This window comes from Pseudomonas sp. UV AK001 (genome assembly GCF_046097675.1).
Classification (GTDB): Bacteria; Pseudomonadota; Gammaproteobacteria; order Pseudomonadales; family Pseudomonadaceae; genus Aquipseudomonas; species Aquipseudomonas kribbensis.
In genome coordinates this window covers 325357-350037 of record NZ_JBJUVZ010000005.1, presented here as the reverse complement: position 1 = coordinate 350037, position 24681 = coordinate 325357, and the positions used below count along the sequence as shown (strand labels likewise).

Below are 24681 nucleotides of genomic sequence, written 5' to 3'. Positions count from 1 at the left end.
AATGATTCTATGCTGATACTACGCAGTGACTGTCAGGGTAGACGCACGGATGAAAACCGGCTCTCGGAAGGCGCAAAAAGGCGCGGTGGCGATCGAATTCGCCCTGGTGTTCGTGATCTTTTTCGCGGTGTTTTACGGCCTGGTCAGCTATGCCCTGCCGTTCGTGCTGATGCAGACGTTCAATCAGGCCACGGCCGAAGCGGTACGGCGCAGCGTGGCGGTCGACCCCACGACGCCCAACTACTCGACAGTTGTCGTCAACACCGCCAATGCCGCCCTGACCCAGCAGTTTTCAGGCCTGCCCAGCGCCCTGAACGTGGTAGTCGGCGTGGACACGTCAGCGATCTATGACACGACGCAGGGTACGATCACCGTCAGCGTCAATTACCCCGTCAGCAAACTCAATCAGGTCATTCCGTTTCTGGTGTTGCCGGGCGTCGGCGCCGTACCCAGCCTGCCCACCAACCTGACCGCCAGCTCGAGCCTGAAATTTTGACGGCCGGGGACAATCTGTTCGGCCGCCTGCTCAAGCGCGCGCCGCTGGCCGGCGATCTGCCGGACGTACTCGGCTCACCCGCGACGGGCCTGCATCTGTACCTCGATGGCGAAGGCGCCGTGTTGCAGATGGCCGGCCCCTTGCGCCTGTTGCTGGCACAGCAGATGCCCCATGACAAACCGTTGCCACTGCACGATTTACTGCTGCCCCACAGCACCCTGGCGATCGAAGGCCGGCCACAGGAATGGCAAGGGCTGCTGCTGGACCTGGATTTCCCCGGCCTGGGCGAACAGACCCTGCACCTGCGCGGCTGGGCCCAGCCTCTGGGCAACGGCTGGCTGCTGCAACTGATCGACATTGCCGACCTCTTGTCCGAACGCCAGCAAGCGCATCAACGCGAGGCGTGCCAAGGGATTGCCGGGCAGATCAGCAAGCAGTTGCGCAGTTGCAGCCTGGGACGACTGCCGGTGGTCGTCAGCGATCAACTGCAGATCATCGCCCAACGCTGGCAGATCCCGTGTGTGGCGCTCGCCTTGCTCAATGAGCAGGAACAGGTGTGGCAGGTTCACTGCCAGTTCCACGCCCACGATGCGCCCGCGCTGTGGCACGACGGCCAGCGCCTCGGCACGCCGCTGGACAGTCTCAATGGCACCGGCCCGCAACGCCTCGGCGCGCATTACGGCCAGTATGAACATTCACGGGTGCAGGGGCTGTTCGGCAATGCCGAGGGTTTCGCCGTGCCCTACAGCGATGATCGAGGCGTCATGGCGTGGCTGCTCTGCGGCTTTTATGCGGTGGACAAGACCGCACCGTATCTGACCGACCGTGACTGGCTGATGCTGGCCGGCGCACTGGCGGGGCCGTTGCTCGGGCGTTTGCGTGAGCAGCAGCATCAACTGCAACTGGAACGCCTCGAGTCGTTGCAGACATTGCTGGGCACCGGCTGGTGGGAAATCGGCAGCACTGGCGAACACATTCAGCTGGCCCCGACGCTGGCCGTCACGCTGCAACAGGACAGCTCGACGCTGACCCTGGAACACTGGCTGAACCTGATCCACCCCGCTGACCGCGAAGAAGTGCGCAGCCGCCTGCAAGCCCTGCAGATGCATGGGGAAATCCTCGATCTATGCGTGCGTCTGCATCCTCACGACGCCAGTCAGGCGCCGGCGTGGTATCGCCTTCAGGGGCAGGTCAGCGGCACCGGCGATCACCGTCGGCTGGCGGGCTTCATGCTGGACATCAGCGACATCAAGAACCAGCAGCAACTGGCCGCTGCGGCCCATGCGCGACTGGACAACCTGATCGCCAGCTCGCCTGCGGTCATCTATGTCCAGCACTACGTCGAAGGCGCATTGCTGCCGGCGTTTTTCAGCGCCAGTCTGCAGCCGTTGCTGGGCTGGAGCCTGGAAGACTGCGATGCCGGTGCGCTGGTGGCGCGGATCCACCCGGATGACCGGGCGCTGTATTTCGAACGCACCCGACAGCTGTTGCGCGAAGGTTCGGTACGCGCCCGCTATCGCCTGCGTGACAGCCGTGGCGATTACCACTGGCTGCTCGACGAGGCCCGCCTGCTGCGCAATGATCTCGGGCTGCCGGTGGAAGCCGTTGGACTCTGGCTGGACGTCACCGAGGCGACGCTGGCTGCCGAACAGGTCAGACAGAGTGAAGAGCGTTACCGCATTCTCGTGGAGGACTCACCGGCGATGATCTGTCGTTATCGCCCGGATCTGATCCTGACCTTCGGCAACCGGCCGCTGGCGAAGTATCTTGAATGCGCGCCCGAAGAATTACCCGGGGTCAATCTGGGCAGCTGGATGTCGGACGTCCAACGTGCAGACTTCGTCGAGCGTCTGGCGTTGTTGACCCCGGAGTCCCCCGTCAGCACCGCCGAAATCAACCTGCAATTGCCGGGGCGCGAGCATGCGTGGTGGGTGTGGTCGGATCGCGGCGTGTTCGATGAACGCGGGACACTGATCGAAGTGCAGGCCGTCGGCCGCGACAACACCGAAGTGCGCCGCTCCCAGCAGCAACTCACCCAGAGCGCGAAAATGGCCACCCTCGGCGAAATGGCCACAGGTCTCGCCCACGAAATCAATCAGCCGCTGAACGTCATGCGTATGGCCATCGTCAACGTGCAGAAACGCCTGAGCAACGGCGATGTGCAAATCGATTACCTGACCGACAAACTCAACCGCATCGACGCCCAGGTCCAGCGTGCCGCGAAAGTGGTGGATCACATGCGGGTGTTCGGCCGCCGTTCGGAGATCGAACAGCAACTGTTCAACCCGGCCAGCGCCATCGAAGGCACGCTGTCGCTGCTGGCCGAAGGCATGCGCGGCAAAGGAGTGGATTTGCGCATCAGTGAAACCCCGTTCGAGGTTCAGGTGCGCGGTTACGTCGATCAACTGGAACAGGTGCTGATAAACCTGATGGTCAATGCCCGGGATGCGCTTCTGGGCAAGCGCGAGTCGGAATCAGGGTTCAAACCGTGGATTTCGATCTACGCCGAACGGGATGAAGAAAAGGTGCGCCTGTGGGTCGAGGACAACGGCGGTGGCATCGATCCGCGTCTGCTGGAGCGGATTTTCGAGCCGTTCTTCACCACCAAACCGGTGGGTGTCGGCACCGGTCTGGGGTTGTCGGTGAGTTACGGGATCATCGAGAACATGGGCGGCCATCTGAGCGTGCGCAACTCGGCGGACGGCGCACGGTTCTGCATCGAACTGCCGATCGCCCCCGATGACTAGATGACGAGATAGGCCTTGCCGGTCTGGCCGCAGGTCATGTTGGCGCCGACGTCCACGTCCATCAGATTGATGCCCAGGCTCTTGAGCAGGTTGTTCAGCAACGGGTCGAGCAGCGGGCTGACCAGGTTGGTGATCAGCGGTTGCAGGATCGTCGTCACATCGCTGATCAGGCTGGCAACGCCGGTGATGATCGCCCCCAGCGGATTGCTGCCCTGGGGTTTGTAGACGATCAGGTTGATCCCCGCCAGCGTGCTCGCCAGGCTGTTGACGATATTGCTGGTGGGCGCAGCGGAAATCACGCTCGGCGGCAGTTTCAGGTTGGGCGGCGTGGGGAACGGCGTGCCGCTGGAAAACACCAGATCCTGAGTGTTCTGCGCCACGCTGGTGTTGACCATGATCGCGATGCCGCCGGCGCCGTATTGCACGTGGGTGCTTTCGTCACAACTGCCGATCCCCAGAATCTTGTGGCAGGTCACTGTGCCCAGATCCACCAGCGGCAACGGCGTGACTGTCGGCTCGGCAGAGGACGAAAAGGCGTTGGTCGGATCAATCTTGCCCACCTTGAGATCGGCAACGGAGGTGATGGTGTGGGCCGTCAGGCTCTTGGTCCCGGTGTTGCCGGTGGGGCAGCTGTAGTCAGTGACGTAACTGATGGCGCCGCCGGCATCGAGGCTGATGTCGATTTCCGGCGAGGGCAGCAGCAACGGGTCCAATTGCTGGCAACCGGCGCCGAGCAGGCAACCCACCGAATTCAGGGTGGCGACCAGATTCAGGCTGAGCAACGCATTGAGCGTCGGGGTCAGGGTTCCGACCAGTCCCAGCACGGCGTTGGTCAGCCCGGTCACTCCGGACAACACCGGCAGATTCACCGAGAGCATCGTGCGGATCTGTGCCGTGCGCACATAAATACGGTTCGGCCCGGTGGGGTTGGCCTTGGCCAGCGCCGGATCGCCGATGGCGGAAAACTGCGGTGGCTCGATGACCTTGACCCGCACCGTGACATTGGCCAGCCCCAGCACGCTGATCGGCAGGGTGGCGGCCACCGCGCTGTTGCTGTTGGCCAGCTGGATCACGCCCTGGATCAGTTGCAGCAGTTGCAGATTGGCGTCGAGCCCGGCCGCCGTGGTGCCGGTCTGCAGCTGCAGGATATCGCCCAGCTTGAGCGGCGCGGCATTGATCGCCGCCACTTGCAATTGCCCCAGCGCGGTAATCACATCGGCGGTTGCGCCATTGAGCTGGACCACCGTAATCGCGGCCTGGATCAATTGCGTCACGGTGGTCTGAGTATTGAGCAACTGGGTGTAATTGCCGGCGGCGACGTTGAGGTTGATCGCCAGTTGATTCAGGTAGCTGAGCAGGTTGATGTCGGTGTTGAGCAGGCCGTTCCAGCCCACCGCCGTCAGATTCACACTGCCGCCCAGCAGGCCGGAGACCAGTGGATTGAGGATGCTCGACTGGGCGGTGCTGATGTTGGCCAGGTTGCTGCGGATGTTCAGTTGGGCTACGGTCGGCTGGGGTTGCGCGGCCACGGCCGAGGCATAGAGCACGGTGTTCAGGCTCAACGGCGTGCCGCTGAAGAGTGACTGCACGCCGCCGGCGAAACTGGTGGTCACGGTGTGGTTGGCCGCAACCTTGACCGCCACCGCCTGGGTGGCGTCCACGCTGAACGTGCGCAAACCGCTGGAGGCCGTTACCAGCTTGCCGCAGTCGACCACCAGCACGTTGTTCGCATCCGTGACAAAACCGTTGCGTGTCGCACTTTGCCCCGCGTAACTGGCCGCCGTGAGGCCCGGCAGGCAATTGCCGCCACGGCTGACCGCCTCCAGCGCCGCGTTATCCACCAGCCGCTGCAACTTGCGCTGCTCCATGTACAAACGGCCGGTGTCCACCACCAGCAACATCAGGATCAGCGCGAGACTGAGGGTCGCGGCCGCCATCAAGCCGATGGCCCCGCGCTGTCGGGCGGGGCCGCGACACTGCGAAAGACGCGACATGGCGCACTCCTTTGCCGGCGCACGGCCGGGCGCAAGCTCCATTGGTGGATGTCAGTGTAGACCCGGTGCAACGACACTGCTGGCAACGCGCCAGCCGCTCTGCGGAAAAGAAAAACGGGAGCCCTCGGGCTCCCGTTCATGGCGCTCACCTAGCGCGGAGGGTAATTCGACAGAATCCGCGTCACCGTCTCATGGATGGCGCTGCTGCGATCCGCCGGATTCGGCGTGCGGCTGAGCATCTGTTCATCGCTGCCGCGCCACACCAGTTTGCCGTCCTTGCCGTCGAGCAGATCGATCTGGATCGTCGCGACCTTGTAGGTGATGTTGCGGGTTTCGTTGTACATCGGTGCGCCCCAATAGCCGTTCCACGGCCCACCCCAACCACCGCCGTAATTGGTGGTGACCTGCTGCTGGCGATCCTCGACGATCAGGTAGGTCTGCACATTCAAGTCACCCTTGGTGCCCGCGGCGGCCGGACGCAGACCACGCTGGTCCAATTGATCGGCGACGGACTGGCGAATCCGTTGTTCGGTCAGATCGCTCTTGATCCGTGGATCGTCGGGTCGGTATTGCAGGGCGGGTTCTTTCCAGCTCCAGCTGCGGTAGGCGGCAAAGTCGCGGCTGGCGTCAAAGTCATGATTGACCTGGTTGGCGGCGCAGGCACTGAGCAGCGCGGCCATGGCCAGTAAAGCAAAACGGCGGAACATGGTTTTTCTCCGGTGGAAAACATGAACCTGAGGGAGCTTCCGGTTCACGGGAAGCTAACTGGGAGGATACGCCGACATGGCCTTTTCGACAGCCTCGCGGATCGCATCGGCACGGTCACTCTGGTTGCCCTGGGTGCCGGTTTCGGCGCTGGCACTCCAGACCGGCTGACCGGTGCCGGCGTCGAACAGGTCGACCCGCACCACCACGACCTGCTCCTGATAGGTGCGCACGATCGGCACGGTGTTGTACATCCCGTAACCCCGGCCGTAACGGTCATAGCCACCGTATCCGCCGTAGTAACCGTAATCGTCCTGGACCTGGCGCAAGCGGGTTTCCAGACTCAGGTTAGCGCTGACAAAAAGGTCCGCCGGGCGGTTGTCGTGCAACGGGCGCAAGCCGCGTTGATCCAGCGCACTGCTGACCGCCTCGGCCACTTGCGCCGAATCCGCCCAGGCACTGCCGGGTGGCAGACGCCCGTTGAGCCACGCCCAACTGCGGTAACGCCCGTAATCCCGTGGTGGCGCGGGATAAGCGCTGCGGTCGAAGGTGGTCGCGGCTTGCGGTGGCGCCGGCGGCAACGGCCGCGACTGCGCCACATAAGGGTTGCTGCCCTGGCACGCGGCCAACCCCAGACAGATCAGCAATAACCCGGAATGACCTTTCATTTCATGCTCCGATCAGATCGGCCGGCAGATCCAGTGCAAGTAGCGCCCAAGCCCGGCGAAGCTTGGGTGACGACGGTGGGCGAGCTCCATCTCGAGCAAATCAATCAACTCGGCACGGGCCTGGAATTCCACCGGCATGTAATCGTGGAAAACCCGGATCCCGCTCTGGGTTTCGACCTGCCACAAGCCTTCGAGTTGCGTGGCCAGTTCCCGTGGATCCAGCGGCTGCTGCGGGGTCAGGCTCTGCTTTTCGCCGGCCATGTCGTTCCTGCGCATTTTCTTGAAATGGCCTTTGAGCAGGTTGCGGTAGACCAGCGCATCACGATTGTAGAACGCCAGCGACAGCCAGCCGCCGGGTTTGGTCAATTGATGCAGCACCGGCAGGATCGCGTGGGGTTCGGCGAGCCATTCAAGCACCGCGTGGCAGATCACCACGTCATAGGGTTCGGTGAGTTGACCGAGCAGTTCCTGCCACGGCGCCTGGATGAACGTCGCGGTCTGCCCGGCCTCGGCGAAACGCTGGCGCGCGCCTTCGAGCATCGGCTCGGCCGGCTCGGTAAAGGTCACGTCGTGCCCGTGCTCCGCCAGCCACAGCGACATATGGCCCAGGCCGCCACCGATGTCCAGCACCCGCAACGGACGATCCGGCAAGGCTTCGGCAAGATCGGCCTGCAACACCGCGAGGCGGATCGCGCCTTTGGCGCCGCCGTAGATCTTCTCGGCGAAACGGGTCGCCAACTGATCGAAATGACGGTCGCTCATCAGCTGAACCGCCGTTCGCTGTCGGCGAGCTTGCTGCGCACCACTTCATTCATGTCCAGCCCCAGCTCGCTGCACAGCAGCAACAGATAAAGGACGATGTCACCGACTTCCTGGCCGGCGTGGGCCAGTTTGTCCGCCGGCAGTTCGCGGGACTGGTCTTCGGTCAGCCACTGGAAGATTTCCACCAGCTCGGACATTTCCACACTGGCGGCCATGGCCAGGTTTTTCGGACTGTGAAATTGCCGCCAGTCATTGCGGTCGCGAATGGCGTGCAGGCGTTCGGTCAGTTCAACAAGGTTCATCGGGTTCTCCTGAAGGCGTATAGCTTCGGGGGGAAGCTGCGCGAAGGCAAGGGGCAGCCACCACCCGGCAAACCCTCTATGCTTGCAGGGAACTCGGCCGCCCCCGGCGCGGCCCAAGGCTCAGCTCTTTCATCAGGATGCAAACATGCAGGTAGAAAGCTTTTTCGAATGGCTGGGCCAGGCGCTCGGCTCGATCATCCGCTTCATCGTCGATGGCCTGAGCGGCCTGTTCAATCTGTTGAGCCATGCCGGCGGCAACTTCGTCGACGGACTGGCGAAGGCCCTGGGCATGGACACTTCGATCATCAGCATCATTGCGTTGATCGTCGGCCTGATGCTGCTGTGGTCGGCAATCCGGGCGTTCATGAATGCGTCGATCATTGCCGGAATCATCTGGTTGCTGCTGGGACTGTGGCTGCTGAGCTGGATCATTCACTGACACCTCCCGCTACAATGCCGCTCCCCAAGGAGCCCGCATGTCCAACCTGACCGCCGACTGGCGCGACCGCCCGACCCATCGCCGGGTCTGGGCCCTCGCCGCCCCCATGATCCTTTCCAACATTTCCGTGCCGCTGGTGGCGCTGGTCGACAGCACCGTCATCGGTCACCTGCCTCACGCCCATCAGTTGGGCGCGGTGGCGGTCGGGGCCAGCCTGTACACCGTGCTGGCCTGGGCCATGGGCTTCCTGCGCATGGGCACCACCGGGTTCGCCGCGCAGGCGGCCGGGCGCAGTGATGGTGCGGCGCTGCGGCAGATCCTGCTGCAAGGTCTGTTGCTGGCGATGGGGCTGGCATTGCTGCTGGGGGCCGTGGGTGTGCCGCTGAGTGGGGTCGCCCTGCACTTCATGCAGCCATCGCCGGAGCTCAATCAACTGACCCGCGATTTCTTCCACACCCGCCTGTTTGGGCTGCCGGCGGCGCTGGCCAGTTATGCGCTGGTCGGCTGGTTCCTCGGCACCCAGAACGCCCGGGCGCCGCTGGCGATTCTGTTGACCACCAACCTGATCAACATCGTGCTGAACCTGTGGTTCGTGATTGGTCTGGACTGGGGCGTGGTCGGTTCGGCCCGGGCCTCGGTGGTCGCCGAATGGTGCGGCGCCCTGCTCGGCTTGGCGCTCACCCGCAAGGCCTTGCACGCTTACCCCGGGCAAATCGTCTGGGCGGCATTGAGGGTTTGGCAGAGCTGGCGGCCGCTATTGGGGGTCAACCGCGACATTTTCATCCGCAGCCTGGCGCTGCAATCGGTGTTTTTCCTGATCACCGTACAAGGCGCACGGCTGGGTGACGCTACGGTCGCGGCCAATGCGCTGCTGCTCAACGGTCTGCTGCTGACCGCCCATGCGCTGGACGGACTGGCCCACGCGGTCGAGGCGTTGTGCGGGCATGCCATTGGCGCCCGCGATCGCATGGCCCTGCGGCGTTCGCTGGTGGTGGCCGGCGGCTGGTCGTTGCTGGCGAGCCTGGGTTTTGCTGCGTTGTTTCTGTTCGCCGGGCACTTGTTCATCGAAATGCAGACCGACATTCATAGCGTGCGCGAAACCGCGTTCATCTATCTGCCCTACCTCGCCGTGCTGCCGTTGATTGCCGTGTGGAGCTACTTGCTCGACGGCCTGTTCATCGGCGCTACCCGCGCCCGGGAAATGCGCAATGGCATGCTGTTGACGGTCGCCCTGCTGCTGCCGTTCGCCTGGGCATTGAGCGGGCTGGGCAATCACGGCCTGTGGATATCTTTCCTGCTGTTCATGGTGCTGCGCAGCCTCACCCTCGGCATATTGGCGTGGCGGTTGCGGCGCAACGACGGCTGGTTTGCCGGCGCCCTTCACTGAGGCGGCGTGTGCCGGATAAAACCGACAACCTGATCCAGTACCGGCGCCAGCCAACGTAATGGCCGAGACATTGTCGCCACCAGCGTCGCGTGGTTGGGCCGGGCATAGTACAAATCCTGCACCGGCACGCCGGCCTCGCGCAGTGTTCGCGCCAGGCCGCCGGCATTGCGGGCCGGATCGACCAGGCTGTCGCGGCTCGCGGCAATCAACAGTGCCGGTGGCGCGCCGTGGCTGACATGCCGGATCGGCTGCGATTGCGGCGGCGAGTCCGGCCAGAAAAACACCGGGCGCACCTCGGGATTCTTGATCGGTAGAAAGTCGTAAGGCCCGGCCAGACCGATCCAGCCACTCAGGTCGGCGGGGGACATCCCGACCGCGCCCAGCAGTCGCGAATCCAGCGCCAGCATCGATGCGTTGTAGGCTCCGGAGCTGTGTCCCATCAGGTACAGCCGCCGGGGATTGCCGGAATATTCATGGATATTGGCCTTGGCCCACGCGACGGCGCGGGCTCCGTCCTCGAGAAACAACGGGTAACGCACCTGCGGGTACAACCGATAGTCCGCCACCACCGTCACAATGCCCCGGGAGGCCAGCGCCTCGCCGACAAACCGGTAATCGCCACGGTCACCGCTGTTCCAGCTGCCGCCATAGAAAAACACCACCACCGGGGCGTCTTCGAGCAGATGGCGCGGCACGTAGACATCGAGCTTCTGACGCGGATCCTCTCCATAGGCGATGTCTGCGGTTTTGACGTAGCTGTCCGCAGGCGTCAGGCCGTTGAGCATTTTCAGCGGCGAACAACCGCTGAGCAGCAACAGCAGTAAACCAGCAGGGATCGCGCAAAACCAATGCCGTAAAGAGTGGGCCATGCGCGCGAAACCTCGTCTCAGGGTGGATTGTTCTGCCAGCGGCGACGCAGATGATCGAGCCGCTCTTGCTGGGTCAACCCTTGTGGCGGTTGCACCAGTTCTGCGCGCGGATGCAGCAAGCGTAGCCACAACCAGTCGTCCAGCACCGTCCGTTCGCTGAAACCCAATGCCAGGCCTTGTTCAACGTGAGAGGACAGCGTGCGGTAATCGGTTCCCGTCGATTGGCTCCAGCGCCAGATGTGTTGCTCCAGCAGGCAGCGATGCAGGCGCTCGCGTTGATGACGGGTCAGCCCCTGTTCTATTTCCAGTGGCTCTACGTCCAGGCCCGGGTTGCGCAATTGTTGCCAGCCCAGGCTGCCGCTCGCCCGGTCCACCCAGGTACCGCCGAACCAGCGCAGCCAGTTGACCGGCCCGAGCCAGCAGCTCAACTGGCGGGCATCACAGGCGTCGAAAAAGTAGCTGGCGGTCTGCCGGTCGTAATAATTGAGCAGCGCACGATGATTCAGGCCCACAGAAACCGTCAGCATCCGCTGCAAATGTGCACGCAGCGATTCGATCGTGGCATCGCTGCCCAGCAACAGCCCGCACCAGGTGTGCGGGTCGGTGTGGCACAACGCCGACAGCGCCGGGCAATCGCGCAGATCGATCAACAACGGCCCTTGCTCGCACACGGGCTGAAACTCCGTACCGTCAAACAGCTTACGGCTCGATACGCCGGAGAATGCCTGGCGCAACACCCTCAACGCCTGCGGTGCATGCATGACATCCAGCAACAGCCATTGCGCACGCTGACCCGGTGCCTTGCCGCTCATCGTCCATCGCCAGGGCTGAGTCCGGCGACCAGCCGGCAGCTGCAGACCGACTCCCGACAGTGCCGGTAGCTGCCGCCACCCGGCATCAGGCATAACAGCAGCAAAGGCTCGCACGCACCCAGCCATGGCGCCAGGCCTTCACTTGCCAGGGTGTCGGGCAGCGGCGGTTCGTCATCCTCATGGCTCCCGGCGGTTGCCGTCGGCTGTAGAACACCGCTGATCACCGGTTGCTCGGGATCACCTTCGATAAAGCTCACGACCACCTCGACGCCTTCACGCAATGACGTCAGTGCCGTATCCGCCAACGCAGGGGCCAGTGGCAGCCAGCAATGGCTGGGTTTCGCACCTTCGCCCTGATAGAGCCAGTCAAACTGCACCGCCACCGGCCGCGAGCGATCAGGCTGAGGTTCATCGACCGCCACCACCCAGGCCCGCTGCAGACTGCCCATGCTCGACACCGGACGCTCGACGACCGGCCCGCACGCCAGCAGGCCGTCGACGGCACGGAGCCGGTTGCTGTAGGCCGGTTCGAGCATCTGATCGGCCCGGTGCTCGATACGCGTCAGCAGCCAGTGCGTGTCGCACTCGGCAAACGGCTGCGGGGACAGATTCAACCACCGACCGCTACGCAAGGTTGGCACGTCCGAATGCCCCTGCGCCGTTCGGGAACGCACGGAGGCTTCAGAGGCCCCGCTGGCTTGTTCTCGAATCCGCCAGCGGCGCACCGCTGGAACCGACGCTCGAGCATCGAATGGAACCTCCCCCGCTCGCGGCAACCGCGCCGGGTTGTCGCCGAACACCAGACAATGGCTCTCGCGCCCATGCTCGAAGTGATAGTGAATCCGCGACTGCGCGCACAGACGCTGCACCAGTTGCAGATCCGATTCACCGTACTGAGTACAGAACCTGCGGGGCGGATGATCGGCCTGCAATTCGAACCGGCGCTGATGGCCGGTGATGCCATGCTCCCTGAGCACCTGATCAAGAATCTGTGGCACCGATCGGCCACTGAACATTCGCTGGCTATGGCGCAGCCCCAGACAACCCAGCTTCGGCCCCAGCCGCGCCCGGCACAACCGGGCGCCATGGCCATGTTCGTGCTGGACAAGGCCCTGCAATTGTCCGTGCACCCCATTGCCAGGAGGCCCGAAGCACAGGCGTGCGGGGCGATACAAAAGACCGGCAAGATCGAGATGAGGATCGCTGATCAACAGATCGATTTCGAACGCAAAAGGCTCGCTGATTGCCTCGCAACCGGTAAAGGCCAGGACTTCGAGGGGGGCGGACAGACCCGCGACATCGAGACAAAACGACGGCTCGTCGGCTGGATCGAACATGGGCGATTCTCTACAGGAGGGGCGGCCGGGGATTCTCGCTGAGAGCCATGGCCGAGTAGAGAGCCGAAGTACAAATTAGGAATTGGCCTACGTGAAAAGCAGACGACATCACTTTTCTTGTGAGGATGAAGGTCATTTCGCTGGAAGAAAAAGAGAAGTCGCATCAGGCCATCTGAAACTTCCGCTGCGTGCGGAACAATTTCAGACAACCTGATGGATTCGGAACCCGCCGTCAGGAAGACAGGTAGGAGGAACGGGTCAGACCCAGGCGCAATGCATCGAGGAACTGGGTGCGCTCGCTGGCGCTGATGCGGGCACTGGCGCACTTGTCGCGGTAGTGGGTCATCAGCTCTTCCGGCGACAGGTGCACGTAGCGCAGCATGTCTTCGATGGTGTCGTGGGTCTCGATCCCGGCGTGGTACACGCTGCCGTCGGCGTTCTGGTAGATGTTCACCGAGTCGGTGTCACCGAACAGGTTGTGCATGTCGCCGAGGATTTCCTGATAGGCGCCGACCAGGAACACGCCCAGCAGATAGTCTTCACCTTCGTTCAGCCCGTGCACCGGCAGGCTGGTCTCGATGCTCTGCTCGTCGACGTACTGGTTGATCTTGCCGTCGGAGTCGCAGGTCAGATCCTGCAGCACCGCACGACGCAGCGGCTCTTCGTCGAGACGGTGCAGCGGGATGATCGGCAGCACCTGATCGATCGCCCAGGTGTCCGGCAGGCTCTGGAACACCGAGAAGTTGCAGATGTACTTGTCGGCCAGCTTGTCGTTGAGTTCGTCCAGCACCTGACGGTGCGAACGCTGACGCGCCTTCAGCGAGTTGTGCAGGCGACGGCACACGGCGAAGTAACACTGCTCGGCCAGGGCTTTCTCGGCCAGGGTCAGCTTGCCGTCGGCGTACTGGGCGGCCACGTCGCTCATATAGTGGGTAGCGCGCCAGTAAGTTTCGGTGACCATTTCGATGTCGGTCGGGCCGAGCAGGTCGACCAGCCACTGCACGGTTTCCGGCAGCGCTTCCTTGTTCTCGATCTGCGGCACGTCGTCGTTGTGCTTCTCGACGTCGGTCACCTGCACCACCAGCATCGCGTGGTGGGCGGTCAGCGAACGGCCGCTTTCGGAGAAGATATGCGGATGCGGCAGGCTCTGCGCGTCGCAGAACTCCTTGAGCATGCCGACCACGACACCGGCGTAGTCATCCATGTCGTAGTTGATCGAACTGGCGTTGCGCGAGTGAGTACCGTCGTAGTCCACACCCAGACCGCCGCCGACGTCGATGTGATCGACCGGCAGACCGAGGTTGCGCAGCTCGCCGTAATAACGGATAGCTTCCTTGAAACCGTGCTGGTAGTCGGCCAGGTTGGCGATCTGCGAACCCATGTGGAAGTGCAGCAGACGGATGCCCTGATCCAGACCCGCCGCGCGGAAACGCTCGACCACCGACAGCAGTTGCGCCGCCGACAGACCGAACTTGGATTTTTCGCCACCGGTGTCCGCCCACTTCGACGAGGCCAGCGACGACAGGCGCACCCGCAAGCCGACCTGTGGCTTGACCCGCAGCGAAGCGGCTTCTTCGATCACCAGACCGACCTCGGATTCTTTTTCGATCACGATGAACACGTTGTGACCGAGCTTCTGGCCCATCAGCGCCAGACGGATGAACTCGCGGTCCTTGTAACCGTTGCAGACGATGGTGCCGCCCTTCGGCGCCAGTGCCAGCACGGCCAGCAGTTCAGGCTTGGAGCCGGCTTCCAGACCGATGGAGACGTTCTGGGTGGCGATGATGTTTTCGATCACCGCTTCCTGCTGGTTGACCTTGATCGGGTACAGCGCGGTGTATTTGCTCTGGTATTCCAGACGCTCGATGTTCGCGTCGAAAGCACCGGTCAGCTGACGCACGCGGTCTTGCAGGATGTCGGGAAAACGCACCAGCAGCGGCAACGACAGGCCGCTCTTGCGCAACTGGTCGACCTGTTCGAACAGGTCGATCGGTGAACTGCTCGGGCCGTTCGGACGAACTTCGACGCGACCGGCGTCATTGATCGCGAAATACCCGGCCCCCCAATGGCGAATCCCGTAAACACTGCGGCTGTCCGCAACTGTCCATTGGCTGCCATCGTCTTTGCGTGTGCGTCGTACGGACATCGAAGTCCCCTATAAAGAAGTCATAGTGCGTCGCCTGATTGCAGGCCGGCGCAGTCTAAAGAATGAAAATGACGGTTCGTCAGCGGGGCGGTAGACCGCGCTGACAGCGTTGAGTTTAGAAACCGGTCATGAACAGGCTCTGTGAAAACCATGGAGACGACGCCGGGACTGATGACAATCAGAGCCGGATCAAGCCGCTGGTGGTTTTCACAGAGGCTGCTAGCCGCCGGACTTCTTCGCCTTGAAACCGTGCCTGGTCAACTCGGCCAAGAGTAGCTCGACATGATCGCCCTGGATCTCGATGACCCCGTCTTTCAAAGCACCGCCGGTGCCGCAACGCTTTTTCAGCGTTGTCGCCAGCTCTTTGAGTGCGTCTTCGGCCAGGGGCACGCCGGTGATGGTGGTCACCGTCTTGCCGCCACGGCCCTTGCTCTCGCGACGCACGCGGGCAATGCCGTCGCCGGCCGGAATCACGGTTTGTCTGCAGATACAGGTGTCCACCGGTTTACTGCATTCCGGGCAATGACGACCTGCGTCGGTGGAAAATACCAGGCCGCCCAGGGCGGCGAAGGATGCGGCTTTTTTGGCCACCGGCAATCCTCTCGGGAGGACAAAGACTGATCGCAGCCTTGGGCAAGGCTATCGACCGCGAAGCCCCACTCAGGCAGGGGCAGCGCTACTGCACCGGTTGCTCCTGTAAAGCAGGCCGGCACAGCTTGAAAAGGTCGCGCAGTGTAACGGCAAAAACGCCGATTGCTAAGTGCCAATCGGCGCCAATTTATGAGTTCTTTGCGACGTCGCTTTGCTGAGCCTTCAGATAGCGCTTCAAAGCTGCCAGAGAGTCCGGGCAATAAGGCTTTTGCTCGATTTCCAGCATCACCTGATCGACCGGAATGAAGCGTGCTTCGAGCACCTCTTCCGGCTGCAGGATCAGCGGCCCGTCCCACACCGCCGAGAACGCCGAACACCACAGGCGATTGCCGGGATCCTCGAAATAGAAATGGTCATGGGCCGTCAGCTCGACACCGCTCACCCCCAACTCTTCTTCCAGCTCACGGGCCGCCGACTCGGCGTAGGTCTCGTTCGCCTGCACCATGCCGCCGGCCGCCACGTCCCAGTAGCCGGGATAAATGGCTTTGCTCAGGGTCCGCCGATGGACACAGAGTTCACCGGCAGAGTTGAACAGCATGATGTAGGTGCCGCGTCCGATCAGCCCGCGCTCGCGCAAGGCGGAACGGACGAGGGATCCGAGCAGGTTGTCCTGTTCGTCGACCCAGGCGATCTGTTCGGCATCCGAGGCGGCGCGGTGGGCCGCCTCTCTGGCGTTGTCGCTCATGACTCAGCCCTGGTTGAGCAATTGACGAAGATCGATCACGGCGGCGTTGGCCCGGGAAATATAGTTGGCCATCACCAGCGAGTGGTTGGCCAGAATGCCGAAGCCGCTGCCATTGAGGATCATCGGGCTCCAGACGGTTTCCTGGGAAGCCTCCAGCTCACGGATGATCTGACGCACGCTGACCGTGGCGTTCTTCTTCGCCAGCACGTCGGCGAAGTCGACTTCGATGGCACGCAACAGGTGCGACAGCGCCCAGGCCTGGCCACGGGCTTCATAGAACACGTTGTCGATCTGCATCCACGGGGTCTCGACGACTTCCTCGTCGACCTGCGGCACTTCACCCACCGCCGGGACTTCGGTTTTCAGTGCTGTATTCAGTTTGACGCGACCGACACTGGCCGACAGTCGTTGCGACAGAGAACCGAGACGCGTACCGACGTCGCCCAGCCAGTTGTTCAGGTTGTCGGCGCGGGCGTAGAACAGCGCATTCTTTTGCGTCGGGTCAGACAGGCGTGCCTGATAACGGCTCAGGGAGTTGATGCCTTCCTGGTATTCCGACTCGCTGGATGGCAGGATCCAGCTCTTGTTGTCGAAGTTGAAGCGCGGCTCGGCCTTGGCCAGATCAGCGTCTTCAGCCGATTGCGACTGCGAGCGGGCGAAGTCCTTGCGCAGGGCACGGGTCAGGTCGCGCACCTGGACCAGCACGCCATATTCCCAGCTCGGCATGTTGTCCATCCACAGGCCCGGCGGGAAACGGTCGTTGGAAATGTAGCCGCCCGGCTTGTTCAGCAGGGTGCCGGCGACGGTCTTGAGGGTTTCGACGGTGGTGTAGCCGACCACCATCTGCTTGCCTTCCTTCTCGGCGGCCAGCTGGGCGTTCTGCGCCACGGGGAACAGGGCCGGTTCCTCGCTCCAGTACCAGCCCAGGGCGATGGTCACCAACAGGTAAATACCGACCAGTGTGGCCAATGCGCGGCTGAACAACAGGCCGCCCACATAGCTGCGGGCGGCGGATTTCGGCTCGGCGGCACGTTCGGGCGCGCTGCCCGCGCGATTCTTCCAGTCCAGCATGGCGATATCCTTTCAATCTTGGGTTCAACGGTTCGACAGCAACCATACAACAACGTGCCTCGACCCGGCACCCACGATTGGGCATCGAATTGAAACAACCGGGCACTGCCGGTGAGCGAAAGGATAGACGCACGCTTCAGATGTTGAAGATCCTCATTGAAATCTGCCGGACATCATCCGCCGTAAATAGATGTGCAATGCCCGAGGCGTCAGTGCGGCGCTGGGTGGGAACCCCGTCAACCGTTGCAATATACGGCTGCTGTGCCAGGGGTTCGCCTGTCATGCTGTCGACCAGGCGAAAGATCCGCGGGGTGCGGGTTGGCTGGGGCGGAGGATTGTTCATCAGATCCAGCACCGCCTGATCGAAGACTGCCGCGGCGACCGGCCAGTCGCCAGTCTCTGCGTCGACCATGAGCAACAGCCATTCACCCTGTTCGACCTGCTCCAGCACCTCGCTGTCCAGATCGATCGCAAGGCCGGCCCGCAACTGATCCAGACCTTCGAGCGGTTGCCGGTCAAGCAACACTTTGCATACCCTCTCCAGCGCCTGATCCACCGGATAAACCTGCCGGCGCTCGAGCTGGGTAACGTGTGATCGATGAATCAGCCTCATGCCTGGCCCTCGCTCTGCCATTCATCGGAGCCCATCGTCCGGCTGATCTCGTGCCGCCAGTAAATGCGTCGATAGCTGAACTGGACTTTTTCCCGTTGCGTCAGGTGGGAAACGCCCGGGTCCTGACAATCCGGCATCAATACTTCGGCACTGACGATCAGCGCGTCCTCCAGTTCTATCGTATAGAAGTGCTCCTGAGTGCCGTGGGCCGATGTGCGATACAACTCCACACGACACTTGCTCAGCAGTTCACCGGAACACATTGCGATCTGGATCAACGGCGATGCCTTGTCGAGGGTTTTGGTGATGACCAGAGGCTTGTGCAGCCGTCGCCCGGCACCGGCGCCTCTGGGCACGACAATGCCATGACTCAGGGACTGAAGCATGATCTTGTCCTCGCGCCCGGTCTGATAGCTGTTGCCCAAAGATGCTTCGGTAAAGGCGCCGGCGCTGATCAGACCCTGGCGGCTGCCGTGGAGGGTCATGAAGGCAGGGGTTGGCATGGGATCGCTCCTTTTTGCGGTTGAGGCGGGGGAAAGGGATGAGGTACTTCGGCGACGTGTTCCATATCCCCGAATCGCCAGGGTTTGCTGAGTTCCAGGGTGATGAGATAGCGCTCCTGGTCGGGGTGTCTGGAATCGGCGAATCGTCCAAGAAACAACATCGCTTCGTACTGGTCGCCGGCCTTCCAGTAAGTGGCACCAGTCCGTATCCCCGGTCTTAGATAGGCTCGCCACTCCGGGGTGTCCGCGATGGTGGGATATAACGGGATCCCCAGCGGCCTCCACCCTTTCGCGCACCATTGGGCTTGCAGATCGAGAACGACCTTCAAGGCATCATCGATCAACAAGGGTTCGATCTGAGGAGACATACGAATATTACCGACCAGGTTGCCTTTGAACGTGAACGTAAAGAACCGCGCTGGTGGCGTTTCGAACCCGTACTGCGGATCGACAAATCGCAGGCGCGCATCTGTCCTGGAAGCGCCCCCCCAAACGGGCCTGCCAACATGGCCCCATATAGCGAGGGGTGCGGTCGAATGGTCACGCATGTATTCATAGGTTCCGCCTATGGACATGGCGATCACGGAGTCGCCCCACAATGGCTGCGTCAACTGGCGTGCGGCAGCCACGGCCAGAACACCACAAAGCATCAGCCATGCCCAACTGCGCCATCTGGACAGACAGGATCGCAAGCGCATCAAGCGTCCTCCCTGGCAGCGATTTCTCGGATGGATTGCGCCAGTGCGTCCCTGTTGTTGTCATTGAGCATCTGGTGAAAACGGTCTGCCGCCCGCAGGACAAAAGCCATTCGCTGATCGATGTCGGACAGGTCCGCCATCGGGTCGCGGCCGAAATCGATGGTGCGACCGTCATCGACCCGCTGACACTGACTGGTGAGGGTCAGCTCGATGGCCTGGGCCACACCGGAAGGGAATCCAGTCACGTAGGAAAAATGGTTGCTACGCAGCAGCATTACCAATTGACGGTTTTCGTAGATGCTCGGCTGAAGAATGTTTTGCTGTTCGTGCCAGGCCAGATGCTGCACGCTTGAGGCAATTTTCCCCGCATCTATCGCCTCGAAGGCGTTCAGGATTTGCTCAAATGCTTGCCCAAAAGGAAGCGTTTCCTGGCCCACCGGCCAAATCACTGGAAACTTTGCATGCCCATGAATGCCTACCCGTGTTTCCAAACACTTCTTCAGCTCCGCCAACCCACGCACCGCATAAAACCGATGCAGCGGATAGACATCCAGAAACAACGTGGTATTGCCCATCGCCATCATGTCGTACACATGCCGGTACTGTTGCTGCACCAATGACAACTCTTCACCCGGCGCGCGAAAGTCCAGCGAAGGCAAGGGATTGCGCGCCCTCGCCTGTTCGTATTCTTTCCAGGCCTCGGCCTGCCCGGGAATTTTGTCCGGGGTCAACAGCCCGGACTCACGGCGCCCGTCCCGTACCTGCTGCCGCGCCTCATGCTCCTGCCGGATCAGCTCGATGCTGTCTGACGCATGCAGCAACCCGCAGCCCACCTGTTTGGATGCGAACGCCGCCAGCCCCGCCCACTGGAATCGCGAATCATGCAGCCACAACCGGGCATAAGCGGCGTTGATCGCCCGATTGCGTTGCACCGGATCGGCAATCAGCATCCCGTCAGGGGCAACGACCTTCTCGGCCTCTTGCTGAAAGCGGCGCCAGACGCACTGACAGGTCAGCACCGGCACTTCGGTCACCCGCACCTTCTCGCCATACAACACTTCTTCGTTGCACTGACAGTCGGCAACAGGCGTGGTGTTGTGATTCAGACGCTGGCCGTCGCCGGGGTACTCGTTGAAACACTGAGTCATATCCGGGCAAATATCTCGTAGGGGTTTCCCTGACCCTATCAGCCGGAGATCCGTTCAAAACCGGCTCTGCGAAAAATCAGAAATCCCCGACAGAATCCACCCTTCAAGTTGCATGAAGTTTCTTCACAAAGAATGGGAAAGGTCCTGAACACCCCCGTTTCACGGGGACTTCGTCGACGCCAGGGCTCCAATAAAAACCCATCGGTCAGAAACTGAATGGTGACGTACCGCAGATTATTGACGTACGACACTCATGTAACCGGAAAGAGGTGCTAGCATAGAGCCACCAGTCGATCTCAGCATGCACCCTAACTAGTAGTCAGGATATGACCGAGCCAGAAGACCCCAGCCGTGAGCGCCTCAAGCACCACTTTGCCCAGCGGGTAATTCATCAGGCACGTCAGATTCTTGAGATATGGCAGCGCCTGCAACGCAGTGAGTGGTCCACTGCCGACCTCGCCGAACTGAGCGAGGCCAATTTGCGCCTGCTGCGTTTTGCCGAGCGCTTCGAACAGCCCGAGCACACCCAACTGGCCCACCACATCAGCCAGTCGCTGGAAGCGGTGGATGCCAATCGCGGGCGCCTGAGCAGCGGCCTGATCACCGACCTCAACCGTTTGATGCAGCGCTTGTCGCGCACTGGCCTGCGCCATGGTGACCAGCTCGACCAGACCTTTCTGCCGCCCCTGCGCAAACCGATCTACGTGATGCTTCAGGATCACGACCGCGCCGAACGGCTGGCCAAACAACTAGAATTTTTCGGTCTCAGCGCCCAGGCGCTGGACAGTGTGTCGGCGTTCCGCTCGTCGATGGTCGAGCGTCTGCCGGCCGCGATCGTCATGGACGTGGACTTCAGCGGCGCCGGCGTCGGCCTGAAACTCGCGGCCGAAGCCCAGCAAGGTCTGGAAGAACCGTTGCCGCTGCTGTTCTTCAGCCTGCACGAAACCGACACCCCGACCCGCCTCGCCGCCGTGCGCGCCGGCGGTCAGGAGTTCCTCACCGGCACCCTCGAAGCCTCGAGCCTGCTGGAGAAAATCGAAGTCCTGACCTGCGTCGCCCAGTACGAGCCTTATAAAGTGCTGATCATCGACGACTCCCGCGCTCAGGCGATGCACACCGAACGCTTGCTCAACAGCGCCGGGATTGTCACTCGCACGCTGATCGAGCCGATTCAGGCCATGGCCGAGCTGGCGGACTTCCAGCCGGACCTAATCATCCTCGACATGTACATGCCGGCCTGCACCGGCACCGAACTGGCCAAGGTCATCCGTCACAACGACCGTTATGTCAGCGTGCCGATCATTTACCTGTCGGCCGAAGACGACCTGGACAAGCAGCTCGACGCCATGAGCGAAGGCGGCGACGACTTCCTGACCAAACCGATCAAACCGCGCCACCTGATCACCACGGTGCGCAACCGCGCGGCACGCGCGCGCAATCTCAAGGCGCGGATGGTGCGCGACAGCCTCACCGGCCTGTACAACCACACACACATTCTTCAGTTGCTGGAAGACTGCTCGTTCCGCGCCCGCCGCGAAAACAAACCACTGAGTTTTGCGATGCTCGACATCGACCACTTCAAACGGGTCAATGACAGCCATGGCCATCCCATGGGCGACCGGGTGATCAAGAGCCTGGCGCTGTTCCTCAAGCAGCGTTTGCGCAAGACCGATTTCATCGGCCGTTATGGCGGCGAAGAATTCGCCATCGTCATGCCTGACACCGATATAGAAGCTGCACACAAAGTGCTCGACGAAATCCGCCAGCGCTTTGCCGAGATTCACTACCCGGCCCAGCCGCAGGATCTGTGGTGCACGTTCAGCGCCGGGGTGGTGGAGATGCACGACGACTCCGACAGCCTGATGATGGCCAGCCAGGCCGACGAGGCGCTGTACCGCGCCAAGGGTGAAGGCCGCAATCGGGTGCAGACCGCGCGGGACTCAAAGCAAAGTGCCACTTTTTCACCGGAATCCACCGATTCGGTCATAACCCTGTAACAGAACCGCAATAAATTCAGGCGCTTACCATTACTGCCGTTGGTAGCCGTCATGCGCCTGAAGTTGCTCACCAATCTCAACACGCTGTTGCTGGTCGCCGTCTGCGTGGCCCTCGGCGCCACGCTCTGGTGGTCGCAAAAAGCCCTCGAACGCCCGTATCTGTTGATGGAGCGCTACCTCGGGCTGTCCCAGCAATTTCAGAATGAAGTGGCGCGCAACGTAGAAGACTACCTCGGCAGCGGCGATGCCCTGCGCCTGAGCAGTGCCAGCCAGGCCATCGACAGCCTGCAGAAAGAACTCGGCGAACTGCCACCGGCACTGGCCGAGACGCTGCGTCCGAGCCTGTCGGGCCTCGAAGAATTCAGCAAGACCGACCTCCTCGCTGCCGGCAAACTGGCCGGCGATCCTCAGGCGTTGCTGTTGCAAGCCGAACGGGAACTGAGTGCCAGTCTCGATCAGCTCAGCACTTATGCCAGCGGCAACGTGGCGTACCTGACACCGTTGCTCGCCGCGTCTCAGCACTTGGGCAAGCTGTCGCTGGCCCGGGACAAACTGGTCAGCAGCGGGCGCAGTGAACTGGCCGCCGATGTCGAACGCGAGGTCAGCAACATCCGCACCCAGGCTCAGGCAATCGATACCCTGCCCTTGCTCGGCGTGGTCGCCAGCAGCGAATCCGGCAGCGACGATTTCGCCTCGATGATGGGCATTGAGAGCACCGAAAAGGCTGTCGCCGAAGACGCCGGCGTAGGCCTCAAACGCGACCTAAACAGTCTGCTCAATCGCTATCCGGCGGAACTGGCACGTACCCGCGACCAGATCCAGAAACGCACCGACCTCAGCACCGCGACCCATCAGAAGATCGCCGCCGTTCAACAAGCCATCGCCGGACTCGAACCGGTGGTGCGCGCCCAGCATGGCCAGATTCAGAGCGAAGTGCGCCTGATGCAAGGCGTGATGATCGGCCTGATCCTGTTGATTGCCCTGCTGATCGACACCCTGCAGCGACGCCTGGCCCGCACCCTGACCAACCTCGCCCCTGCGCTGTCGACCTGGGCCGAAGGCGACTTCAGCCGCGATATCCATCTGGGCAAGACCAACCGCGAACTCCACGACATCGAAGCCTCGCTCAATCGCCTGCGTGCCTATCTGGTGGATCTGGTCGGGACCATTCGCGGCAATGCCGAACAAGTGGCGGGCAGCAGCCGCACCCTGGCCGAACTGAGCAACGACTTGCACAGCGGCGCCGAGCATCAGGCCGGCGATACCGCACTGATCCGTGACTCCCTGAGCGAACTGGAAGCGACCATCCAGCAAGTGGCCGGCGATGCGCGTCAGGCTGCGGACGCCAGCCATCACGCAGGACAGGCTGTCGAACATGGGCAAAAAGTCATCGGCCTGAGCCTCACCGGCCTGCATGCACTGGTAGAAGAAGTGCAAGGCAATGCACAGATGATCGAGCATCTGGCCGAAGAGTCGGCGACCATCGGCGGCGTACTGACAGTGATCCGCTCGATTGCCGATCAGACCAACCTGCTGGCGCTGAACGCGGCAATCGAAGCCGCCCGCGCCGGGGAAATGGGCCGTGGTTTTGCCGTGGTGGCCGAAGAAGTCCGCTCATTGGCACAACGCACCGCCGGCGCCACCGCAGAAATCCAGACCTTGATCGCCGGCCTGCAAACCGCCGCCCGACAATCGGTCGAAGGCATGCGCGCCCAAGTCGAACACGCCGAAGCCACGGCCAATCAGGCGCAATCGGCGGACGGTGCGCTGGACAAGATCGTCGGCGCCATACAGACCATTTCCGACACGGCGGTGCGCATCGCCGATGTCACCGCGCAGCAAAGCGGCGCGGTCAGCGAAATCCGCGATCACAGCGAACGGATTCACCAATTGGGTGGGGATAACCTGCTACGCATCGGTGAAGGACGGGAACAGGGGGAGAATCTGCTGGTATTGGGTGGACAACTGCATACAGCGGTGCAGGCATTCCGCGTCTGATCGCGATTGTGCCGGGTTTGGCGGCGTGAATGACCGGATCTGATCACTCAGTCACATATTTCGCGCAAACATCGGAGATCGTGCTGGCTATTGCAGAGAACTGGACAGTCACAAAGTCTTTGCGGCATAGTCGCCGGGTTCTGACGAGGCTCACCCATAACAAGGAACACGCAGATGGCAACGCTACTGGTGCTGCACGGCCCCAACCTGAACCTGCTCGGCACCCGGGAACCCGGGACCTACGGGTCGACCACCCTGGCGCAGATCAATCAGGATCTGGAACGCCGCGCCCGTGAAGCCGGCCATCATCTGCTGTACCTGCAAAGCAATGCCGAGTACGAATTGATCGACCGCATCCATGCCGCACGCGGCGAAGGTGTGGACTTCATTCTTATCAATCCGGCAGCTTTTACGCACACAAGTGTCGCATTACGTGACGCGCTGCTGGGAGTGAGCATCCCATTCATCGAAGTGCATTTGTCCAACGTGCACAAACGCGAACCTTTCCGCCATCACTCTTACTTCTCCGACGTAGCGGTGGGAGTGATCTGCGGCCTTGGCGCCAGCGGTTACCGACTGGCCCTGGAGGCTGCACTAGAGCAGCTTGAACAACAAGCTATACGCCCCTGACCGACCCTTGGGAGTTGATGATT

Annotated in this window: 23 protein-coding genes; 7 read left to right on the top strand and 16 right to left on the bottom strand. The window is 62.0% G+C overall.

Annotation, left to right across the window (positions count from 1 at the left end; all coding sequences use genetic code 11):
* Positions 1 to 49 precede the first annotated feature (49 nt).
* Together ACKLNA_RS16955 and ACKLNA_RS16950 are read left to right on the top strand one after the other, a co-directional pair.
* The gene (locus tag ACKLNA_RS16955; protein WP_265812438.1) at positions 50 to 496 is read left to right on the top strand and encodes a TadE/TadG family type IV pilus assembly protein; all 447 of its coding nucleotides are present in this window, start codon (positions 50 to 52) and stop codon (positions 494 to 496) included.
* Positions 493 to 3243 carry an ATP-binding protein gene (locus ACKLNA_RS16950; protein ID WP_408986513.1) on the top strand — a complete coding sequence of 917 codons (2751 nt, stop codon included), beginning with the start codon at positions 493 to 495 and terminating at the stop codon, positions 3241 to 3243. Before ACKLNA_RS16955 ends, ACKLNA_RS16950 begins: the two co-directional genes overlap by 4 nt.
* Here the strand turns inward: ACKLNA_RS16950 and ACKLNA_RS16945 are convergent.
* From ACKLNA_RS16945 to ACKLNA_RS16925, 5 genes are all read right to left on the bottom strand, one after another.
* Positions 3240 to 5237: a pilus assembly protein TadG-related protein gene (locus tag ACKLNA_RS16945; protein WP_408986512.1), complete on the bottom strand. Its 1998-nt coding sequence runs from the start codon at positions 5235 to 5237 to the stop codon at positions 3240 to 3242. The genes ACKLNA_RS16950 and ACKLNA_RS16945 overlap by 4 nt on opposite strands.
* A 149-nt stretch (positions 5238 to 5386) precedes the next feature.
* A complete protein-coding gene (locus ACKLNA_RS16940; RefSeq protein ID WP_085711244.1) occupies positions 5387 to 5944 on the bottom strand; it encodes a DUF4136 domain-containing protein in 558 nt (185 codons plus the stop codon).
* A gap of 54 nt (positions 5945 to 5998) precedes the next feature.
* Positions 5999 to 6610, bottom strand: coding sequence for a DUF4136 domain-containing protein (locus tag ACKLNA_RS16935; RefSeq protein WP_085732749.1), 612 nt, complete (start codon positions 6608 to 6610; stop codon positions 5999 to 6001).
* Positions 6611 to 6622: 12 nt separating this feature from the next.
* Positions 6623 to 7372, bottom strand: a complete 750-nt coding sequence (locus ACKLNA_RS16930; RefSeq protein WP_408986511.1) for a methyltransferase — start codon at positions 7370 to 7372, stop codon at positions 6623 to 6625.
* Positions 7372 to 7674 carry a MazG-like family protein gene (locus tag ACKLNA_RS16925; RefSeq protein ID WP_011332275.1) on the bottom strand — a complete coding sequence of 101 codons (303 nt, stop codon included), beginning with the start codon at positions 7672 to 7674 and terminating at the stop codon, positions 7372 to 7374. The genes ACKLNA_RS16930 and ACKLNA_RS16925 overlap by 1 nt, the downstream gene beginning before the upstream one ends.
* A gap of 145 nt (positions 7675 to 7819) precedes the next feature.
* Between ACKLNA_RS16925 and ACKLNA_RS16920 the strand changes: the two genes are divergently transcribed.
* Positions 7820 to 8113, top strand: coding sequence for a hypothetical protein (locus tag ACKLNA_RS16920; protein WP_248738457.1), 294 nt, complete (start codon positions 7820 to 7822; stop codon positions 8111 to 8113).
* Positions 8114 to 8150: 37 nt separating this feature from the next.
* Entirely contained in the window at positions 8151 to 9500 is a 1350-nt protein-coding gene (locus ACKLNA_RS16915) for an MATE family efflux transporter (RefSeq protein ID WP_408986510.1), read from the top strand.
* On the opposite strand, the gene ACKLNA_RS16910 is transcribed toward ACKLNA_RS16915, so the two are convergent.
* The 11 genes from ACKLNA_RS16910 to ACKLNA_RS16860 all read right to left on the bottom strand — a co-directional run bounded on the left by ACKLNA_RS16910 (position 9494) and on the right by ACKLNA_RS16860 (position 20033).
* Positions 9494 to 10369: an alpha/beta hydrolase gene (locus tag ACKLNA_RS16910; RefSeq protein ID WP_408986509.1), complete on the bottom strand. Its 876-nt coding sequence runs from the start codon at positions 10367 to 10369 to the stop codon at positions 9494 to 9496. The two genes, ACKLNA_RS16915 and ACKLNA_RS16910, sit on opposite strands and share 7 nt — an antisense overlap.
* A 17-nt stretch (positions 10370 to 10386) precedes the next feature.
* The gene (locus ACKLNA_RS16905) at positions 10387 to 11181 is read right to left on the bottom strand and encodes a DUF4123 domain-containing protein (RefSeq protein WP_408986508.1); all 795 of its coding nucleotides are present in this window, start codon (positions 11179 to 11181) and stop codon (positions 10387 to 10389) included.
* On the bottom strand, positions 11178 to 12518 hold the full coding sequence (locus tag ACKLNA_RS16900) for a type VI secretion system Vgr family protein (protein WP_408986507.1): 1341 nt from the start codon (positions 12516 to 12518) through the stop codon (positions 11178 to 11180). The genes ACKLNA_RS16905 and ACKLNA_RS16900 overlap by 4 nt, the downstream gene beginning before the upstream one ends.
* 232 nt (positions 12519 to 12750) lie before the next feature.
* Complete coding sequence (gene speA, locus ACKLNA_RS16895) at positions 12751 to 14664, bottom strand: arginine decarboxylase (protein WP_408986506.1); 1914 nt, start codon at positions 14662 to 14664, stop codon at positions 12751 to 12753.
* 219 nt (positions 14665 to 14883) lie between these two features.
* The gene (locus ACKLNA_RS16890) at positions 14884 to 15255 is read right to left on the bottom strand and encodes a translation initiation factor Sui1 (RefSeq protein WP_408986505.1); all 372 of its coding nucleotides are present in this window, start codon (positions 15253 to 15255) and stop codon (positions 14884 to 14886) included.
* Positions 15256 to 15442: 187 nt separating this feature from the next.
* Positions 15443 to 16000 (bottom strand): NUDIX hydrolase, encoded by a 558-nt coding sequence (locus ACKLNA_RS16885; RefSeq protein WP_408986504.1) that lies wholly within the window; start codon positions 15998 to 16000, stop codon positions 15443 to 15445.
* Between the two features lie 3 nt (positions 16001 to 16003).
* Positions 16004 to 17071, bottom strand: coding sequence for a DUF2333 family protein (locus tag ACKLNA_RS16880; protein WP_085711234.1), 1068 nt, complete (start codon positions 17069 to 17071; stop codon positions 16004 to 16006).
* Positions 17072 to 17207: 136 nt separating this feature from the next.
* A complete protein-coding gene (locus tag ACKLNA_RS16875) occupies positions 17208 to 17684 on the bottom strand; it encodes a hypothetical protein (protein WP_408986503.1) in 477 nt (158 codons plus the stop codon).
* Complete coding sequence (locus ACKLNA_RS16870) at positions 17681 to 18187, bottom strand: Hcp family type VI secretion system effector (RefSeq protein WP_408986502.1); 507 nt, start codon at positions 18185 to 18187, stop codon at positions 17681 to 17683. The genes ACKLNA_RS16875 and ACKLNA_RS16870 overlap by 4 nt, the downstream gene beginning before the upstream one ends.
* The gene (locus ACKLNA_RS16865) at positions 18166 to 18885 is read right to left on the bottom strand and encodes a hypothetical protein (protein WP_408986501.1); all 720 of its coding nucleotides are present in this window, start codon (positions 18883 to 18885) and stop codon (positions 18166 to 18168) included. Before ACKLNA_RS16865 ends, ACKLNA_RS16870 begins: the two co-directional genes overlap by 22 nt.
* Entirely contained in the window at positions 18885 to 20033 is a 1149-nt protein-coding gene (locus ACKLNA_RS16860) for a DUF2515 family protein (protein ID WP_408986500.1), read from the bottom strand. The genes ACKLNA_RS16865 and ACKLNA_RS16860 overlap by 1 nt, the downstream gene beginning before the upstream one ends.
* Positions 20034 to 20359: 326 nt before the next feature.
* On the opposite strand from ACKLNA_RS16860, the gene gcbA reads away from it, so the two are divergent.
* From gcbA to aroQ, 3 genes are all read left to right on the top strand, one after another.
* Entirely contained in the window at positions 20360 to 22030 is a 1671-nt protein-coding gene (gene gcbA / locus ACKLNA_RS16855; protein WP_085711233.1) for a diguanylate cyclase GcbA, read from the top strand.
* Positions 22031 to 22081: 51 nt separating this feature from the next.
* A complete protein-coding gene (locus ACKLNA_RS16850) occupies positions 22082 to 24028 on the top strand; it encodes a methyl-accepting chemotaxis protein (RefSeq protein ID WP_408986499.1) in 1947 nt (648 codons plus the stop codon).
* Between the two features lie 174 nt (positions 24029 to 24202).
* The gene (gene aroQ, locus ACKLNA_RS16845) at positions 24203 to 24658 is read left to right on the top strand and encodes a type II 3-dehydroquinate dehydratase (RefSeq protein ID WP_007951022.1); all 456 of its coding nucleotides are present in this window, start codon (positions 24203 to 24205) and stop codon (positions 24656 to 24658) included.
* The last annotated feature ends 23 nt before the right edge of the window (positions 24659 to 24681 follow it).